This window comes from Pleomorphomonas sp. PLEO, from assembly GCF_041320595.1.
Lineage (GTDB): Bacteria > Pseudomonadota > Alphaproteobacteria > Rhizobiales > Pleomorphomonadaceae > Pleomorphomonas.
In genome coordinates this window covers 2,198,762-2,217,886 of sequence record NZ_CP166625.1, presented here as the reverse complement: position 1 = coordinate 2,217,886, position 19,125 = coordinate 2,198,762, and the positions used below count along the sequence as shown (strand labels likewise).

General features: G+C 61.5%; 11 protein-coding genes and 1 pseudogene. 5 read left to right on the top strand and 7 right to left on the bottom strand.

Going from position 1 to position 19,125, the window contains the following annotated elements; translation table 11 throughout:
- Positions 1-182 precede the first annotated feature (182 nt).
- Positions 183-548: a DsrE family protein gene (locus AB6N07_RS10300; protein ID WP_370677710.1), complete on the top strand. Its 366-nt coding sequence runs from the start codon at positions 183-185 to the stop codon at positions 546-548.
- Between the two features lie 127 nt (positions 549-675).
- On the opposite strand, the pseudogene AB6N07_RS10295 reads toward AB6N07_RS10300, so the two are convergent.
- From AB6N07_RS10295 to AB6N07_RS10280, 4 genes and pseudogenes are all read right to left on the bottom strand, one after another.
- Positions 676-978: pseudogene (locus AB6N07_RS10295) on the bottom strand (Lrp/AsnC family transcriptional regulator); the annotation flags it as partial.
- A gap of 83 nt (positions 979-1,061) precedes the next feature.
- Positions 1,062-1,679 carry a 2'-5' RNA ligase family protein gene (locus tag AB6N07_RS10290; RefSeq protein ID WP_370677709.1) on the bottom strand — a complete coding sequence of 206 codons (618 nt, stop codon included), beginning with the start codon at positions 1,677-1,679 and terminating at the stop codon, positions 1,062-1,064.
- Between the two features lie 10 nt (positions 1,680-1,689).
- Positions 1,690-5,952: a Calx-beta domain-containing protein gene (locus AB6N07_RS10285; protein WP_370677708.1), complete on the bottom strand. Its 4,263-nt coding sequence runs from the start codon at positions 5,950-5,952 to the stop codon at positions 1,690-1,692.
- Between the two features lie 491 nt (positions 5,953-6,443).
- Positions 6,444-7,127, bottom strand: coding sequence for a glutathione S-transferase family protein (locus AB6N07_RS10280; RefSeq protein ID WP_370677707.1), 684 nt, complete (start codon positions 7,125-7,127; stop codon positions 6,444-6,446).
- A 246-nt stretch (positions 7,128-7,373) separates the two neighbouring features.
- Here AB6N07_RS10280 and AB6N07_RS10275 point away from each other — a divergent pair, with 246 nt between their 5' ends.
- Positions 7,374-8,321 (top strand): hypothetical protein, encoded by a 948-nt coding sequence (locus AB6N07_RS10275; RefSeq protein ID WP_370677706.1) that lies wholly within the window; start codon positions 7,374-7,376, stop codon positions 8,319-8,321.
- Here the strand turns inward: AB6N07_RS10275 and AB6N07_RS10270 are convergent.
- Complete coding sequence (locus tag AB6N07_RS10270; protein ID WP_370677705.1) at positions 8,318-9,268, bottom strand: LysR family transcriptional regulator; 951 nt, start codon at positions 9,266-9,268, stop codon at positions 8,318-8,320. The two genes, AB6N07_RS10275 and AB6N07_RS10270, sit on opposite strands and share 4 nt — an antisense overlap.
- Positions 9,269-9,477: 209 nt before the next feature.
- Between AB6N07_RS10270 and AB6N07_RS10265 the strand changes: the two genes are divergently transcribed.
- Entirely contained in the window at positions 9,478-10,698 is a 1,221-nt protein-coding gene (locus AB6N07_RS10265; RefSeq protein WP_370677704.1) for an SLC13 family permease, read from the top strand.
- Between the two features lie 304 nt (positions 10,699-11,002).
- Positions 11,003-14,140 (top strand): hypothetical protein, encoded by a 3,138-nt coding sequence (locus AB6N07_RS10260; RefSeq protein ID WP_370677703.1) that lies wholly within the window; start codon positions 11,003-11,005, stop codon positions 14,138-14,140.
- Positions 14,141-14,270: 130 nt separating this feature from the next.
- Here the strand turns inward: AB6N07_RS10260 and AB6N07_RS10255 are convergent, their stop codons facing one another.
- Both AB6N07_RS10255 and AB6N07_RS10250 read right to left on the bottom strand, forming a co-directional pair.
- Entirely contained in the window at positions 14,271-14,969 is a 699-nt protein-coding gene (locus tag AB6N07_RS10255) for a response regulator (protein ID WP_370677702.1), read from the bottom strand.
- Complete coding sequence (locus AB6N07_RS10250; RefSeq protein ID WP_370677701.1) at positions 14,966-16,561, bottom strand: ATP-binding protein; 1,596 nt, start codon at positions 16,559-16,561, stop codon at positions 14,966-14,968. Before AB6N07_RS10250 ends, AB6N07_RS10255 begins: the two co-directional genes overlap by 4 nt.
- Before the next feature lie 347 nt (positions 16,562-16,908).
- Between AB6N07_RS10250 and AB6N07_RS10245 the strand changes: the two genes are divergently transcribed.
- Positions 16,909-18,993, top strand: a complete 2,085-nt coding sequence (locus AB6N07_RS10245) for a methyl-accepting chemotaxis protein (protein WP_370677700.1) — start codon at positions 16,909-16,911, stop codon at positions 18,991-18,993.
- The last annotated feature ends 132 nt before the right edge of the window (positions 18,994-19,125 follow it).

Sequence of the window (19,125 nt, the reverse complement as noted above, 5' to 3'; positions counted from 1 at the left end):
CGCCCCAAACAGCCGTGCGTTCGGCCGGAACCTGACGTCCAAATCGAAATACGACCCCGACGAGGATGCCAGGACCAGTCCCGGACTTCCGGTCAAGCAATTCCGAAGCGCGGCCAAATACGCCGCGCGGCGAAGAGGTTATTTCCATCCCATCCGATAACTTAACAACGGAATACAACAAAATGACAGACAAAAAGGAACTCGTCGTCCTCATCACCAAGGGCATCGACAGTGAACTATCTTCCGTGGCTCTGGTGGTCGCCTGCGGCGGCATCACCGCCGGCATGAAGGTGTCGCTCTTTCTCACCTCGAGCGCCATCGATCTCGTCCGCAAACGCGGCGCCGCGATGACGCATGTGCCACCTTTGGAACCGCTCATGACCATGATGGCCGACTTCCTGGGCCGTGGCGGCGAGATATGGGCGTGCCCTCCCTGCGTGAAGGCGCGTGGCTATGAGCAGGCGGACTTGATCGAAGGCGTCGAAATCGTCGGGGCAAGCCGAATGCACGCAGCCATCATCCGGGGCGCCGGGACACTCTCGTTCTAGGCGGCCGGCCAGACGGTGAGAGGCTTCATCGCCCCTCGCCCTCCACGCATTTCCGAGCCAGGAACGCCTCGAAATCGAACGGCCGCGGCGCGCCGGCTCGCTCCGGCGTTCGGTGCCGCTTGCCAGCTCATCCCAGCGGCGGATTGCGGCGTTTGACCGGCTGCGATTTGACAATCGATGTGTTGGTTTCGGCCTTGTCGGCTATTCTGTCCAATATGCTGTCCAACTGCCCGATGGATCGGACATGGAGACGAGCGATGAAACAGTCATCGCCGGTGACCTTATCGCATTCGACGATTTCAGGGATTTCGGTGATCAGCTGCTGCACGATGTGCAGCTTGCCCGGCAACGTTCGAATGCGAACGATGGCTTGCAGCGTATAGCCTAAAGCCTCCGGCGACAGGTCGACGGTGAAGGCGGCAATGACGCCGCAAAATATCATCGAGAAAATCGCTGTTCGGCGACTGGCTTTTGCAACAACTTCGCGACGGTTCTTCGCCAGAAAGAGACGTCTCACCTGAGGCGATGTTCTCTCTCCACCACCACTGGCGGGAAATGCACGATGTCGGCGGCATCAAACACCACGGTAAACTCAGTCCGCTTCTGCTGGGCCCACTGTTTGGCTTCGCCTGCGCTAGCAGCCGGCACCCTTGTCGCCAAGCTACAGTGCGGAGTCCACCCGCCGACACGGTAGTGTTGTTCGCATATGGCCGGGTCGATGTGCCGATGGAGTCTCGCGTGAAGCTTTAGAAGATCATGATCGTCCCTCGGCCTCGCCCAGAGCACCAGAAAATCGTTTTCGAAATATCGGATCTCGACAAAGGGGATGCAAAGGCTGGGTTGCGAGCCGAAAACGTCGTCGAGCACCGCATCGACCCCGGCAAGATTTTCGGTGAGAACAGCCAGCGTGATGTGCGGCGGGTAATTAAGTTGCCTCATCGACGCGACAGACTCAAATGAGCTTGCCTCATCCCAGAGCTTCATGACGGGCGATGCCGTCTCATTGAGGCACTTGATGCTGATCCCCCGCGGCATCGTTCCAGCATCCTTCATTTCAAGGGCGGATCGAACGTTATGCGCAAGCAGATGAGGTTGTCGAGTGACCGCTTCTTTCCCAAAGCGGACATTCACCGGGGCGGTTCTAGAACTTCCCCGTCACCCCGACTTTCGCGCCGGTCGAGGTCTGGCCGTCGCCCTCCACGCCAACGAGAAGACCAAGGTCGAGGTCCCAGGCGTCGGTGGGGCTGTAGGCGATGCCGGCGGTGATGGTGCCGAAGGCGCCGGAGCCATCGAGGCCGGAGAAGCCGGCGGTGGCGCCGACCCGTGGCGTCAATATGCCGCCGTCGTCGAGCTTGATCTGGCGGCTGTAGTCGGCGCCGACGCTGATACGCAGCTGGTCGGTGGTGAAGCCCTTGAGCTCCATCACGTCGCCGTCGGCATTGTCGACCGAATAGTCCTTCACCTGTTCGGAGAAGTAGACGACCCTCAGCTTAGGCGACAGCTTGCCCTCGGCGAATGCCAGTTCGCCCTTCAGCGCCGTGTCCAGCATGTAGCGGCTGGTCTCGAACTCGCCGTCCCAGAAGCTGGCGTCGATGGTGTTCGACGAGCCGCCATAGAGCAGGCTGGTATCCCAGTAGATGCCGTCGGCCATCTCGAACGAGCCATAGGGGCCGGCCAGCCAGCCGTTGCCGGTCAGTTCGCCGTCCTCCTCGGTGGGATCGACCATCCGGTCGTAATGCAGGGATAGGCCGATCAGCGCGTGCTCGGTGAGCAGATAGTCGGCACCGGCCGACAGCATGCCGAAGCTGCCCCAGTTGCCGCCGTTCTCGTCGCGGTCGTGCAACATGAAGGTGCCATTGACCCAAGCATTGAAGTCCGACGATCCCGCCTCGACGCCATCGGCATGGGCCTTGGCCGCCTGAAGCTGCGTCAGGCTGGTGGCAAATGTGGTGGTGAGGCCGGTGTCGCCGGGCGACATCCGGCCAGTGATCGGCGAGCGCGCCTCGGCCATCTGTCGCCGATCGAGAAGCCCCGGCACCGCCACGGTGGTGGCGATCAGGTTCTGCCGCGTCTGCACGAAGCCGTGCACCAGCGTGTCGATGTCCTCCGCCACCTCGCCGGGTTCATAGGCGACGTTGTAGACGACGACGCCGAGGTTGGAGACGCCAAGCGCGCTGGTCAGGCGGTAGCTGACGGTGACCTGGCCCTTGTAGGTCGGGTTGGGGATGAACTTCAGATACCAGCCGAGTGTGCCTACCGGCCCCACCTGCGCGAACTCGCCGTTGACGATGGAGACTGTGCCGGCATTGGGCGGCGACACGCTGACGAGGTCGCTGGTGATGAACGGCCCGCCCGTCGCGCCCTGGGTCAGGTCGACGTTGAGCGGCGCGTCGCCGGCCGGCACGTTGACCACCTTGTCGGTCACCGCGACGGCGCGGGCCTTGACCTTGAGCGTGAAGGAAGCCGTGGCCGTGGCACTGTTGCCGTCGGTCACCTGAAGGGTGAAGCTGTAGTCGCCCACCGTGGCGCTGGCAGCGAGCGGGCCGGTCAGCGCGCCGGTGGAGACGTTCAGCACCAGGCCATCGGGCAGCGTGCCGGAAGCAAGGCTGTAGAGCAGCGAGCCGCTGCCACCGCTGGCCGAGATCGCCTGGCTGTAGTCCTCGCCCACCATGGCCTCGGGCAACGCACCACCCGATGGCGTGAACACGAAGCTGGCCGGCGCCGCGCTGATCGTCAGCGTGTAGGCACGGCCGCCGCTGACGGGGCTGCCGGCGCTGTCGGTGGCGGTCACGGTAAAGCTGGAGTTGCCACTGGCGGTGGGTGTGCCGGACAACACGCCGGCGCCGCTCAGGCTCAGCCCGGATGGCAGCGTGCCGGACGTGATCGCGAAGCTATAGGGCGCGGTGCCGCCGCTGGCACTCAGCGTCTGGCTATAGGCGCTGCCCACCGTCGCCGACGGCAGCGTCGCCGGCGCGACCGTGACCGTGACCGTGACGGCGGCGTCGTCGTTGCTGACGGTACCGGTGCCGGTGGCCCGGGCGATGGTCGCGTTGCTGGCACCGGATAGGTTGACGCTGAAGGCTTCGTCGGGCTCCACCGTGGTGTCGCCGACGATCGCCACCGTGAAGGTCTTCGTGGTGGTGCCGGGCGCAAACGTCAGCGTACCGGAGACGGCAACATAGTCGCTGCCGGCGACGGCGGTGCCATCGGCGGAGGCGTAACCGACCGAGACGGTCTGGCCGCTGGCCGAGCTCAGGCTCACCGTAAAGGTGGCCGTGGTGGTGCCGCTGTTGCCTTCGTTGACGCTGACGTCGTCGATGGACAGCGTCGGCGATCCGTCGTCGTTGACGATGGTGCCCTGACCCTGCGCATCGGCCACGCTGGCGCCGGAGACGTTGGTGACGTTGGCGAAAAAGGTCTCGTTCGGCTCGTTGAGCGTGTCGCCGCTGACCTGAACGGTGAAGGTGGCGCTGCTGGCCCCGGCGGCGATGGTCTGGCCGGCCTGGCTCGCGGCCACGTAGTCGACGCCGGCCGTGGCGGTGCCGTCGGCGGTGGCGATATCGAAGCTGACCCCGCCAGCGCCGGCCGGCTGGCTCAGCGATACGGTGAAGGTGAAGGCGCTGGTGCCGGCGTTGCCTTCGCTGAGCGAGACATCGTTGATCGACAACGACGGCTGCCCGTCGTCGTTGAGGATGGTGCCGGTGCCGGTGGCCTGGGCGATGGTCGCGTTGCTGGCGCCGGATAGGTTGACGCTGAAGGTTTCGCTGGGCTCGATCGCCGTGTCGCCATTGATCGTCACCGCCACGCCCTGCGCGGTGGTGCCGGGCGCAAACGTCAGCGTGCCGGAGCGCGCGACATAGTCGCTGCCGGCGGTGGCGGTGCCATCGGCGGAGGCGTAGTTGACCGAAACGGTCTGGCCGCTGGCCGCGCTCAGGCTCACCGTGAAGGTGGCCGTGGTGGTGCCGCTGTTGCCTTCGTTGACGCTGACGTCGTCGATGGACAGCGTTGGCTGCCCGTCGTCGTTGACGATGGTGCCCTGACCCTGCGCATCGGCCACGCTTGCGCCGGAGACGTTGGAAACGTTGACGAAGAAGGTTTCGTTCGGCTCGTTGAGCGTGTCGCCATTGACCTGGACGGTGAAGGTGGCGCTGCTGCTGCCGGCGGCGATGGTCTGGCCGGTCAGGCTCGAAGCCACGTAGTCCACGCCGCCCGTGGCGGTGCCATCGGCGGTGGCGATATCGAAGCTGACGCCGCCGGCGCCGGCCGGCTGGCTCAGCGATACGGTGAAGGTGGCGGAACTGGTGCCGGCGTCGCCTTCGCTGAGCGAGACGTCGTTGATCGACAATGACGGCTGGTCGTCGTTGAGGATGGTGCCGGTCGCGCTTGAAGGCGAACCGACGCTATAGCCGGAGCCGGCCGCCAGCGTCAGCGCCACGGTTTCGTCCGCCTCGACGGTGCCGTCGGCGGTCGGATTGATGGTGATCGTACCGCTGGTCTGGCCGGCGGCGATCACCAGCGGCGAGCTGACGGCCGCGTAGTCGACGCCCGAGGTGGCGCCGCCGCCGACGCTGAAGCCGACCGATGTCGCGCTCGTCGGCGTCTGGTCCAGCGTGACGGTATAAACCAGGTTCGTGGCGCCGTCCTCGGCCACGGAGGAGGGCGACACGGCAATCGTGGCGGTAGGCACGTCGTCGTTGAGGATGGTGGCGGTGGCACTGCTGGGGCTGCCAATGGAATAGCCGCTGCCACTGGCGACGCTCATGGTCACCGTTTCGTCGGCTTCCACCGTGGCGTCGGCGACCGGGGTGACGGCAAAGGTGGCCGTGCTGGTATTGGCGGCCACCACCACGCTGCTCACCGCGCCGGTGTAATCCGTGCCACTGGTGGCGGTGCCGCTGCGCGTGAGGTTCACCGTGGTCGACGAGGCGTTGGTCTGGCTGAGGGTCACCGTATAGGTAAACGCGGCGCCGCTGTCTTCGTTGCGGCTGGCCGGGCTCACCGCGATGCTGGCCGACGTCGCCGGGTTGATCGTGATGTTGAAGGTGATGGTGTCGCCATCTTCGTCGAAGAAGTAGAAGCTGTCGGACGTCGCGGTATCACCATTGTGGGTATAGGTGACTCTCTCCGTCCCTGCCCCATCTAATTGGCCACTGAGCGAACTTGTGCCGTGCGCCGGATGACTGCTATCCGAACCGAGTCCCACATTGGACGGCCCATCGCAGTTGGTGACGTCGAAGACGACCGAACCGCCCTGGTTCACGGTCGCGGTCTGGGTCGTACAATAGACCGAAGGCGCGGCATAAGCGCCGATCACCGGCATCAGCAGATACAAAAGCGCCGTGGCGATGGCGAGCTGAATGCGGCGAACGGTCCCGGAGACCCGCCGAACAGGTTGAAAAACCACGCCAATGCCCCCGAAGAAAACGCCCGATGAATCGCAAACCAGCGAATATTTTCCATCTAGAATTGCACTGACAACGCGCTGCTCCGCAATCATTAAAGTTGATGCAGACTAGAAACAATCTGAGATGTGGCTAAGTTACATCAATGTTACGGGGAATGGATATTTTATTTATAAATGTTAAATATATCCCCGAGGGCCACGTCAAAGCAGCCCGCATCGACTAGGCGAGACTATCTGATAGCCGCCAGATACCGTCAATGAAACGGGTCAGCTCGGAAATCCGGCCCTCCGTTTTACGACGTGCCCCCTTCGAACCACACCGCCGCGAAGCGCTCGCCCGACCTCTTGTCCGCGGCCCGCCCATGCATGGCGGCAGGCCACAGTCTTGCTGGATAACGGACTTCTTATTGGTATTGCAATGCAATGTCAGGCGATCGGCTTACGGCTAGAGGCGGGTGGATACAGCCACCCGCCCTACCGGCTCTCTCCCCTCAGGCGTCCTCTCGCTCGTTCTGCGGGAACATCGCCTTGCGGGACTGCGCATCGAGGTCGGCCTTGAAGGTGTGGGCCGCCTTCATGTCGAGCGCCCGCTGGATGGCGGGGCGAGCGGCCATGTCGTCCATGAAGCGCTGGACATGGGGGTAAGCGGCCAAACCTTCCGCCCCAAAGATGTATCCGGCCGATGCCGCCCAGCCCCACAGCGCCATGTCGGCAATGGTGTAGCTGTCGCCGGCCAGATACCGGGCCTGCCCCAAGCGCTCGTCTAGCACGGAATAGTGGCGAGCCACCTCTTTCACATAGCGATTGATCGCGTAGGGAAGCTGCTCGGGTGCGTAGTGCAGGAAGTGAACGGCCTGGCCGGAAAACGGCGACAATCCCGTCGCCACCAGTTGCAGCCACGACAACGTGCAGGCGTACGCGGCGCGGTCCTCCGGCACGAAGGCCCGGTGCTTGCCGGCCAGATAGATGAGGATGGCGTGCGAGTCGAAGACGGTTACGCCATCGTCGACGATCGCCGGCACCTTGGCGTTGGGATTGATCGCCTTGAAGGTCGAAGCGTGCTGCTCGCCCTTGAAAATATCGACCGGCTTGACCGTGAACGGCAGGCCAAGCTCCTGCAAGAGCACCGCCACCTTCATCGAATTGGGCGTCGCGTGAAAATAGAAATCGATCATCGTATCTGATCCTCGGTTTGGCCCTCCGCCGACCGGTTGGGCGGCGATCGCGGCTTGGCCCAACCTTGCCTTGCCGCGAGTGGCCCAAACAAATTGATGCTGGGCGTTGGTGCCATCGACCCAAAGAATGGCTGCCCAATCCCCCAAGCCATTAAGCCCGTCGATGGGTCGTATCGAGGATCGGAATTTCAGCCGCGTTTCCCGGTGCCCTAGATCATGGTCCTCGATGATCGAAAGGAACACCACATGATCCGCCGCACTCTCCTGGCCTCCATAGCGATGGCCACCCTGCTCGCCGTCGCCTCGCCGGCCCTGGCGCAGGACATCGCCTTCACCTCGGACAAGTCCTATCCCGAGAGCGTCACCTACTCACCGCACCAGGGCGTGTTTCTGCTGGGTTCGGTGACAGAGGGCCTCGTCGCCAAGCTCGACAAAGCCGGCGCCTACGCCCCGTTCATCACGGATGATCGTCTGGTTTCGACGGTGGGTCTGCTGGTCGACGACGCCAGCAACACGCTTTGGGTGACCAATTCCGATCCCGGCGCCGGCGCCCGCACCGCCGCCGCCACCCAAGGCAAGCTGGCGGCCATCGCCACCTATGACGCCACCACCGGCGCGCCCAAGGCCTACTACGATCTCGGCAGCCTTAGCCCGGGCGCCCATTTTGCCAATGACATCGCGCTCGACGCCGCCGGCAATGCCTATGTCACCGACAGCTTCGCGCCGCTGATCTACAAGATCGACAGCCACGGCAAAGCGTCGATCTTCGCCGAGAGTCCGCTGTTTCTCTCCGGCGAGGGCTTCAACCTCAACGGCATCGCCTGGCACAAGGACGGCTATCTGTTGGTCGGCAAGTACAACAGCGGCGAGCTGTTCCGCATCAGCACGGCCGACCCGACCGACATCCGCAAGGTAAAACTACCCGAGGCGCTGACCGGCGCCGACGGCATCCACCTGATCGACGGCGAGCACCTCTTGGTGGCGCAGAACCTGGCCGCCAACCGGACGGTCGAACTGACCTCCAGCGATGGCTGGCAGTCGGCGACCATCACACGCACGGAGGCCAGCAAGCTCTCCATGCCGACGGCCACTGTCACCGTGGGCAAAGACGTCTACGTCCTTAATTCCCGCCTCGACACGCTGTTCGACCCCAAGGCGGCCAAGGTCGGCGACTACCTGCTGCAGCAGTTCTAATCAGACGGGGGGCCGGGCAGCTTGTCCGGCCTTCCAGCCTGCCCGGCGCTGCGGAGCACTTGCTGGCGCAGCCAGGCGTGCGCCGCGTCGGCGCTCATGCGGGAATGCCAGAACAGGTTCATCTCGAACGGCGCCAGCTCGATCGGGGCGTCGACGAGATCGAGCAGCTGATCGAACCGCTGAAGAAAGCGGCGCGGCAGCGTACAGATCAGGTCGGTGCTGCCGAGGATCAGCGGCGCCAGCGCGTAGCTCTGCACAGAGACGCTGACGCGGCGTTCCCGCCCGATTTCCGCCAGCGCCTGATCGACCATGCCGGCAAAGTGGCCGCCGCTGGTCGAAATCAACAGATGATCGAGGGCGCAGAATTCGTCGAGGGAGAGCGGCCCGTTGCCCCTGGGATGGCCGCGCCGCTGGGCGGTGACGAAACGCTCCTGAAACAGCTTGCGCGCCATCAGCCCCGGCGCGCCATCCTCGGCGACGCCGATGAACACGTCGATCTCGCCCTGTTCGAGCGCTTCGGCGATGCGGGCTTTGTCGGGGCTGGTGAAAGCAATCCTGACCTCGGGCGCCCTAGACTTGATCAGCGGGATCAGGTCGGGCGCCAGGATCGACACCGGATTGTCGGTGGCGGCGATCCGGAAGACGCGCTTGCTGGTGGCCGGATCGAACACCTTGGCCGTGCCGATGAAGTCGCTCAACTGCTCCAAGAGCCGCGTCAGCTCGGGCTGAAGCGCCAGGGCATGCGGCGAGGCGACCATGCCGCGCCCCGAGGTCGAGGGAATGAACAGCGGATCGCCCAGCAACTGCCTGAGCCGCGTCAAACGGGCCGACAGCGCCGATTGCGTGATGTTCAGCCGGGCCGCCGCATGGGTGACGTTCTTGTCCTTGAGCAGGGCATCGAAGGTCAAGAGCAACCCGACATCGAATTCGGCCAGCAAATGGTTCACCGTGGACCCCATCCTCTTGAACGCCAGTGGCCTGAACCACAGTACATCATCCGATTGCCCGTCCGGCAGACCCGTTTTCGCCGCAAAGGCTCGGCACAAGCGCCGCGCCGACGGCCCGCCTTCGCGGACCGCGGCCCCGACGCGCGCGAAATCCTCTAACCTTTGGTCCGGATTTCTGGCAGATGTACGGGAATCCACGAGGACCCCCGATGATCGCAGCCATCCTCATCTTTGCAATGACCTATCTCGTCATGGCCGTCGGCAAGCTGCCCGGCTGGCGGCTCGACCGGGCCGGCGCCGCCCTGCTCGGCGGCAGCCTGATGGTCGGCTGCGGCGTTCTCACCCTCGACGAGGCCTATCGGGCCATCGACATGGAAACGATCACCCTGCTGCTCGGCATGATGATCGTCGTCGCCAACCTGCGGCTATCAGGCTTCTTCCGCCTGGTGAACGGCTTCGTCGTCCCCCGCGCCCACTACCCAATCGTGCTGCTCACCGCCATCGTGCTCACCACCGGCATCCTCTCGGCCTTCCTGGTCAACGACACCATCTGCCTGGTGATGACGCCGCTGGTGGTCGACGTCGTCCAGCGCCTCGAGCGCAACCCGGTGCCCTACCTGCTCGCCGTCGCCCTGGCGTCCAACGCCGGCAGCGTGGCGACCATCACCGGCAACCCGCAGAACATGATCATCGGCTCGCTGGCCCACATCCCCTACGGCACCTTCGTCAGCACGCTGGCGCCGGTCGCCGTCGTCGGCCTGCTCTTGACCATCATCCTCATCGCGCTGATCTATCGCTCCGAGTTCCTGACCAAGCAGAAGCTGGCCGCCGCCGCCCCGCAGCCGAGCCGCTACCACCGCGCCCTGGTGTGGCGCACGGTGCTGACGGTGGTGGCGATGATCGTGCTGTTCTTCGTCGGCCTGCCGATCGCCCAGGTGGCGATCCTGGCCGGCGCGCTGATGCTGGTCACCCGGCGGGTGAAGCCGGAGAAGGTCTATTTCGACATCGATTGGCCGCTCCTGGTGATGTTCATCGGCCTGTTCATCGTGGTCGCCGGCCTGGAAAAAACGGTGCTGACGCCCGACGCCGTGGCTGAGGTCGGCAAGCTCAACCTCGCCAGCCTGCCGATCCTGGCCACCGTGACGGCGGTGCTCTCCAACATCGTCAGCAACGTGCCGGCCGTGCTGGTGCTGAAACCCTTCGTCGCCGGCCTCGCGGACCCAGAGCGCGCCTGGCTCGCCATCGCCATGGCCTCGACGCTGGCCGGCAACTTCACCCTGATCGGCTCCGTCGCCAACCTCATCGTCGCCCAACGCGCCCGCCAACGCGGCATCATCATCGGCTTCTGGCCGTATTTCCGGGTCGGCGCGCCGCTGACGGTGCTGTCGATTGCGTTCGGGGTGGTGTGGTTGGGGTGGATGGGTGGCTAGGGGGAGGCGCGTTGAGAGGCTTTTCTGCCTAAGAACCACAATCTCAGGGCATAATCGACGTAATCCATCGCGAACCAACAGGCACTTTGCTCAATGTGCCAAACACTTGTTTGGAAGAGTCCGTATCGTCTAGCGTGGGCGTCAAATCTGGTATGAGTTGCCCAAACTAGTCGGCCCACGCGTGCAATTTTCCATCGCGTCACCGAACGTATTATCTCTATAAGTTATTATAAAAGTTGCATATCCGCCGGGTTCGCCGTTAAAGCAAAGGGCGAAAGCTCTTTCCTGGGGATGGCTCAAGTTGATGGAATCGCCTAGCAAAACTCGTCGCCGTTTCGATATTGCCGTCGTCATTCCACTCGAAGAAGAATGCGAGCAATTTACAGAAGCCTTTGATTTAGACGAAGATTTTTCGACAGATATACTATTCAGATCATCGGTCGTCATGCCGAACGATGACCTATCCATGATATTTGTAAAGCAAGAGGGCATGGGGCGAACGCACGCTGGCAACGCAGTTGCATCGCTGCTTACAGAATTTGACATCGGACTGGTCATATGCCTTGGAATTGCCGGGTCATTGACTGATGATCTATGCTTAGGCGACGTTTGCTACAGCACTCATGTTTTTGATGTTTTGGATAACGTTAAGGCTAGCGACCTAGAGAACGGTAACTTAAATTTGGAGTTTTCACCGTCTCATTATAAAGCGGACAGACCACTCATCGCCGCCCTAAATTTTATAAGGATGAAAAAAAATCTTAAGCCGCTCTATAAGGAGTGGCAAGCTGGGCGAGGAACATTTGCTGGAAAGTTGGTGCCCGGAGACGTACCCGGAAGAAACGGCCGAAAGGAGACTCTGACCGAGCCTAAGGCGGTAGAAGGTGTCATAGCTTGCGCGTTTGTTACAAAAAGCGAAGAATACAACAAAAAACTAAGAGATGTTGATAGGAAAGTAATGGCCGTTGAGACCGAAAGTGGTTCGGTCTTCGAGAGAGCTTCTCAACATTCAATTAGGGCCCTGGCCATACGCGGCATCTCGGATCACGCCGACACCTCCAAGAACCAGCTTGAATCAGTTTCGAAGGGTGCTGTGAGAAAGATCGCAGCATCGAACGCAGCGCACTTTTTGAAACTTCAATTGGCGAACCCTGAATTCGTTGGCTACGTCACGAAGCTGCGTGAAGGGCTTGGTATTGCGGCCGCGTCCAGTAAAGTTTCTACGGTTATCAAACGCCCTCTCCATGAAGCCTTTGAGGAGGCGGAGCAGGTTATCCGAAATAAGCTTAAGGAGCTCTGCCCCGAATATCAGCTACAACAGAAAGGCTACAGACTCCCAATTCCGAGAGTGCGAAAACTAGATACGGATAAACATATCGAGGAAAGCGACACAAATCAGCCAGAAGATATCGTTGAAATACTACAATCTAAAGATTCATTGATTGTAATTCTGCCTACAACCTATCCGGACGATAGTCTTTCGTGGGTGATCGCCGATCACCTTCTGGCGAACGGCATCGGGAAAGAGCAAGTTCTTCCAGCCGTCATTCATGGAAACAATATAAGCCCTCCAAAAAGCACAATTTCCCACCTAGCATCAAACAATGTCGATGACATCGCGCCTGATGATGGAATACAAGTTGTCTATATTATTGATGGATTACAATATTCATCCAGATCTAAAATGAATTTTCTTAAAGAGGAAATCAAATCGAAACCTGGCGCGAAATTTATTTTTGTTTGCCGAACCGATACGCAGATTGTGGAGCTTACTGAGTTTTCAAACGAGCAATCCGCAGACATTTATCAAATATGCCCGGTTTCATTTCGTGATATTGCCTTATTCTTACAAAAGAACTTTTCCATGTCTCCTCCCGAGGCGGAAGTGGTTGCCTATAGATTGAGCCGAACCTTTAATCAGTTCGAGCTCGCAGCTCATCCAAGCTACTTTGCGGGAATTCCGAGAGAAACACTATCAGCTCTACTGCAGGCAAATCGAAGATCAGAGCTGATTCAGCTTGCCGTTGACGGGTTTCTCACGTTTGTTGTTGCTGACGATAAGTCAGACGTGACATTAAGTCGAACCACAAGGTCTCGGTTCCTACGGAACCTTGTCATTGAAACTAATGTTGAAAAAAGGAATTTCTCGGAGTCGGAACTAATCGAATACACAAGTGAATTCTCAAAAAAATACGATTTTGCCATTACCCCGATACGGTTCATTCAAGGGTTCATTGACAAAGGTATCATTCATTTCGACAGCAGTGGATTCATGAAATTTTCTCTCCCCTTCGTGGAGAGCTATCTATTGGCAAGCGAACTAAGTCAAAAAGATAAATTGGCAAGTCAATATTATGACCTGAAATCGGAAGAATTTGACTTTCATTCATTCGATCTCTACTGCGAGATCGCCCCTTCTGATGCGCTGATCCGCGAATACATGGACACTTTGAAGAGTTTGCTCGATCAGTTTCAGATCCCCCCCGATGAAGAGCATATTTTACTATCCGACAAAATTCATCCGGTAATGTTAGGATCTCAGGATAGACTTCAAATGCTCCAAAAGAAGGTCCGGAAGGCGCAAGAAGATGTCGCTGACGGCAAGGGTGACGTGAAGGCGAAACAGCGCATCCTCGATATAGTAGACCACGTAAAAGTTTCTATCGCAGAGGAAAGTAAAATTGAGGAAGGTGAGCCACCAGAGGATAACGTTGAAGAGGCGGGTGATCAAAAAAACATAAACAGCCTTCAGCACGCGCTTGGTGTGTGGGCGCTGGGCGTCGTAATTCTTGGATCAGGCGCGGAACATCTGACAGGTGAGACAAAGCAAACACTGACAAATGACATTGTACGCCTTGGATCAATGCTGGTTCACAGGTGGACCAAGAATCGTCTTCAGATAGATTTCAAAGACATGAAGCGAAAACTAACTTCAGATGAGAATGTCAGTATTTTCTTCAACGAAAATGGGAAACACATTGAAGATCTAAACGAGGCTAAAAAATTAATTGAGATGATGGTGGACTTAATTGAGTATTACATGCTTTCTCAGCCGTTAAGACGAACACTTGGCCACCTTTGCGAGCAGGCACGGCAAAAGGTTCTAGCGGAAAGCGTGTCAAAGCCGAAATTTGAACACCCAGTGGAAAAGGTGATCCACAGCGCCTGGTTAACTGACATCGAGAGTGGCCGAGGAAAGGAAGCCTTGCATGAGGCCATCCGGGCGTTGCCAGCGTCAATGTTTCTTCGCATCAATCTAGCATCGCATTTTCTAACTCGCGTCCATTGGAATCATTGGAAAAAGGACGACAGACTCGTCTTGCTCGACATGGCTGAGGAAGCAATAAAGCCATTGTCAGTAAGAATTAGGAAGGGAGATATTATGCGAGCAATCGAGAAGGATGCTGAGAACGAGAGTGATAAGCCGCAGAAGCCCGCATAGAGGGATGCATGTGGCGAGTTTAGGCGGTTGTGAGCAAGACGACTGCTAAATAAGCACGGGCTGAAGAGGGGAGCCCAGCAAGCCCTCTTCAGCGTCAAGGCAGAGCTTAGCGATTGAAATGCGCTTCCCCCTACCCCAAATCCCGAAACCGATACCCCACCCCCGGCTCGGTCACGATCAGCCGCACCTCCCCATCGTCCCCCAGCTTCTGCCTTATCTGCCCCACATAAACCCTCAGATACTGCGTATCGCCCTGGTGCTCGTCGCCCCAGATGGTCGAGAGCAACTGCCTATGGGTGAGCACCGTGCCGGCGTTGCGGGCGAGCAGGGCCAGGAGGTCGAATTCCTTGCGTGCCAAGCGCACATCCTTGCCGGCCTTCAGCACTCGGTGGCGGGCGAGGTCGATTTCGAGGTCGCCGGTGGTGATCACCGGGCTTTCCGGCTCGCTGGTTCTCTGGCGGAGCGCCGCGCGCAGGCGGGCGAGCAGTTCGCCGACGCCGAACGGCTTGTTGACGAAGTCGTTGGCGCCGAGGTCGAGCGCCTCGATCTTCTCGGCCTCGCGGTCGCGGGCCGACAGGATGACCACCGGCGTGGTCCGGGTGCGACGGATTTCGGCGAGCACCGCCTTGCCGTCCATGTCCGGCAGGCCGAGGTCGAGAACGACGATGTCGGCCGGCGCCTCGGCCATGGCGTCGAGCGCCTGACGGCCGGTGTCGGCGCGGCGCACGGCGTAACCTTCCAGTTCCAGCACCGGCGCCAGGAAGCGATGGATGGCCGGCTCGTCGTCGACGACCAGTACCATCTTGTCGGGCACCGTCTTGTCGGTCATGTCAGGTCCTCGATCGGCAACGACAGAGTGATCCGCGTGCCGTGGCCGTTGGCAATGGGGCTTTCCGCCTCGGCCGTGCCGGCGTGCAGCTTCACGATGCCCTCGGTGATGGCAAGGCCGAGGCCGCTGCCATCGCCGCCATCGCCGGTGCGCGCCGCGCCGCGCACGAACTTGTCGAACACGCGCGGCAGAAGATCGGCGGCGATGCCGGGGCCGTCGTCCTCGACCACCAGCCGCAGCCAGCCGTCGTCCCGCCGCGCGCCGAGCACGATCGACACCTCACGGCCGCCATGGCGCGCCGCGTTGGCGACGACGTTGGCAAGCGCCTGCTCGATCAGGCTGGCGTCGGCCCTGACCAGCGGCAGGCCCTGGGCCACCGCCAGCTTGATCTTGCCGCCCATCCCCCGCCGTCTGCCCTGATCGACCAGCCGTTCCAAGATCTCGCCGATATCCACCCAGTCCTTGCGCAGATCGAGCGCGCCGGCCTCGAGGCGCGTCATGGAAAGGAGGTTGCGCACCATGCCGTCGAGCCGTTCGCTCTCCTCGCGGATCGAGGAGAGAAGGTCGGCCCGCTGGTCGGGGCGCAGCCGGTCGCCGAAGTCGATCAGGCTGGTCGACGCGCCGAGGATGGAGGCGAGCGGCGTGCGGAAGTCGTGGCTGATCGAGGCGAGCAGCGTGTTGCGGACGCGCTCGGTTTCCGCCTCGGTCCGCGCCCGGTCGGCCTCGCGCGACAGGGCGGCGCGGTCGATGGCCGAAGCCGCCTGCTCGGCCAGCGCATGCAGCAGCGCCACCTCGTCATCGTCGAGTGCGCCCTCATGGTCGACTTCCACACCAAGGACACCCACCGGCCGCCGGCCGATGGTGAGCGGCAGGAACATCCAGGCGCTGTCGCCGTGGAACGGGCTGCCGGCGCCGGCCACTTCCTTGCAGCCGAACGCCCAGTCGGCCGCCGATTGCGCGGTCTCATCGAGCTGCGTCTCGGGCGGCGACACCGCCCTCAGCGCCAGCCGTTCGCCCTCGCCAACCAGCACGGCGCAGCGCTTGGCGGTGATCGCCCGCACCTCGCTGGCCACCACCTCGGCCACCTCGACGCGGTCGGCGGAAAACGACAGCCGGCGGGTGAAGGCATAGAGCCGCTCGATGGCCCGCTCGCGCACCATCGCCACCCGCGCCCGCTCACGCGATTGGCCGGCCAGCGCCGCCGTTAGCACCGCGACCACCAGGAAGGCGACGAGCGCCAAGAGTTCGCGCGGCTGCGACACCGACAGCGTGTAGAGCGGCGTGAGGAAGAAGAAATTGTAGCCGAGGAAGGCGACCAGCGAACCGAGGACGGCCGGCCAGATGCCATAGCGGATCGCCGGGAACAGCACCGAGAGCAGCAGGATCAGCGCGATGTCGGTCAGGTCGAACCAGCGACGGGCGCTGTCGGCCAGGATCAGCCCGACGGAGACGCTGACCAGCGCCTCGACATAGCCGACCAGCGGCCCCGGCCGCAGCCACTCGGCCCGCGTCGCCAGATTGAGGTCGACGGCCGACTGGTTGGCGCTCCCCGGCGCCGGGGGCACGAAGCGTGGTGGGGTCTCGACAACCATGGGCGCGGCGGACTGCCTCCGAAGTCACTTTCAAGTCGTAGCTGGATTTGCTGGCCGCATCAACGAAGGATGGTCTTCATGTTTACTTGGCGCGCGAAAGCCTGACCACCGCTCTGCCGAACGTCCGTTCATTGCAGTTTGCCACGCAGGCCTCGCGCAGGGAACACGCCGTAGCCTTTGCTGGCATCGGCAAGCCCTTCGCAACTGTGCGCGCGGTGATCCGCATTCATTGGATCGCAGTAAGCATCATTCCGAGGTGAAAGAGAAAGGCGAAAGTTGAAACCTGCACGTTAAGCGATTTTTCAATCTTATCATACAAATAATGCGTTCAAATGGAGATCCTCAACATGATGACTGTGAGTAATTTCTTAAGACTGCTGTTTGGTGTGATGCTCACAGTTACCATAGGGGTGCTCAGTCAATCAGCCCTGAGATCGTGGAACGAGCTCAGCGATGCAAGGCGCATCGAAGCAGCAACCAGCGCCTCCTCCAGCCTGTTTGAGGCCATGGCCAACCTGCGCATGGAAGGATCGTTGACCCAGGGAATGCTGGGGCGCCCCGACCCCGCAACGCCGCTGCCCAACTGGGCGCCGGCCCGCGAGGCCCAGGTTAGGAGCATGACCCAGGCCATCGAGGCGATCAAGGGCGCCGACCTCGCCGACAGCGACAAGATCATCAAGCAGCTGCGGGATGAACTGGAAGCGCTGAAGGCACTGCACAAGGCCACGGCCGATGCGATCACCAAGCCAAAGGCGGATCGCCCGGCCGACCTGCAGCAGAAATACACCGATTTCACGACGGCGGCCCGCGCCATGCTGACCGATGTCGGCGGCAAGCTGCAGGCATCGATCATGCTGCAGGATTCGCTGGTCGACCAGTTCGTGTCCCTGCACAATCTCGGCTGGACCATGCGCTCTTCCTCCGGTGAGGCGCTGACCAACATCACCAACAACGTCACCACCATCGGCGATATCCCGGCCACCGCGCTGTCGGACCAGGCGTCCATGCACGGCCGCATCGACTTTATCTGGGCGACGCTCAACGACCGCCTCAAGGCCCTGCCCAAGTCCCCGGAACTGACCAAGGCCCTGGGCGATGCCGAGAGCCAGTATTTCGACCCCGCCTTCCGCGCCACGCAGATCGCCTTCCTCAAGCAGTTGATGGCCGGCCAGAAGCTGGACATGACGCGCGACCAGTGGGACTCGCAGGTCATACCGAGGGTCGCGACGCTGGCCAACGTTGCGCTGGCTCTGATCCAATCCGCCAGCCAGGCGGCCGACGCCAAGGCCGGCTCGGCCCTGGTCAGCCTTGAGATTTCCATTGGCCTGCTCGCGGCGTCGTTGCTCTTCACCCTGGCGGTGTTCCTGGCGATCAGCCGCCGCGTTACCAACCCGCTGCAGAACTTGACGAAGACCATGCAGACCATTGCCGACGGCGCATTGGAGACGGAAATCGTTGGCATCGGTCGCCGCGATGAGATCGGCGCCATGGCCAGCACGCTGGCGATCTTCCGCGACAGTCTCCGGCGCAACCGGGAACTGGAGATCGAAAGCGCCCACGGACGCGAGGCTTCGGAACGCGATCGCAAGGCCATGCTGGCCGATCTGGCCTCCAGGTTCGAAACGGTGGTCGGTGGCATCGTCTCCTCGGTGTCCACCTCGGCCAAGGAACTCGAAGCCGCGGCCAGCACCTTGCAGGATGCCACCGACGAAACCAGCCTGCGCTCCAACAATGTCGCCGCCGCCGCCGAGCAGGCCTCGGCCAACGTGGCCAACGTCGCCGGAGCCGCCGAGGAGCTTGGCGCGTCGGTGCAGGAGATCGGCCGGCAGATCACCAGTTCCGCCGAAATGTCACAGGCTGCCGTGAACGAGGCGCGGACCACCGCCGGACTGGTCAGCGAACTGTCCGAGGCCGCCACGCACATCAGCGACGTGCTCGGCCTGATCTCCAACATTGCCGGCCAGACCAACCTGCTGGCCCTCAACGCCACCATCGAAGCGGCGCGCGCCGGTGAAGCCGGGCGGGGATTCGCGGTCGTCGCGTCCGAGGTCAAGGAGCTGGCAACCCAGACCTCCAAGGCGACGGCGGACATCTCCTCGCAGATCGGCGCCATCCAGGACTCGACCGGCCGGGCCGTCACCGCCATCAGCGGCATCGCCGAGATGATCGGCAACATGAACCGCCTGACGCTTCAGGTGTCGGAGTCGATCGGTGCGCAGAACGCGGCAACCTCAGAGATCGTGCATTCCATCTCGCAGGCCAGCGTCGGCGCGAGCGATGTGACGCACAACATCACCGGCGTCGCGCAGGCGGCGCTGCATTCCGGCGCGACCGGCAAGCAGGTTCTGTCGGCATCGTCCCAGCTCACGGCCCAGGCCAATCAGATGCGCGATGAGGTCGACCGGTTCCTGAAGACGGTTCGCGCCGCCTAATCGCGACAACCGCCTCTGAAATCAGAGATAGCGAGCAGCCTGAAATCGCCCCTCGGCAACGATGGGGCGATTTTTCATTTTGCCGTCCGCAAACCGGCGCCAAGCCACCGCGAAAGCGGGAGAAAACGCGAC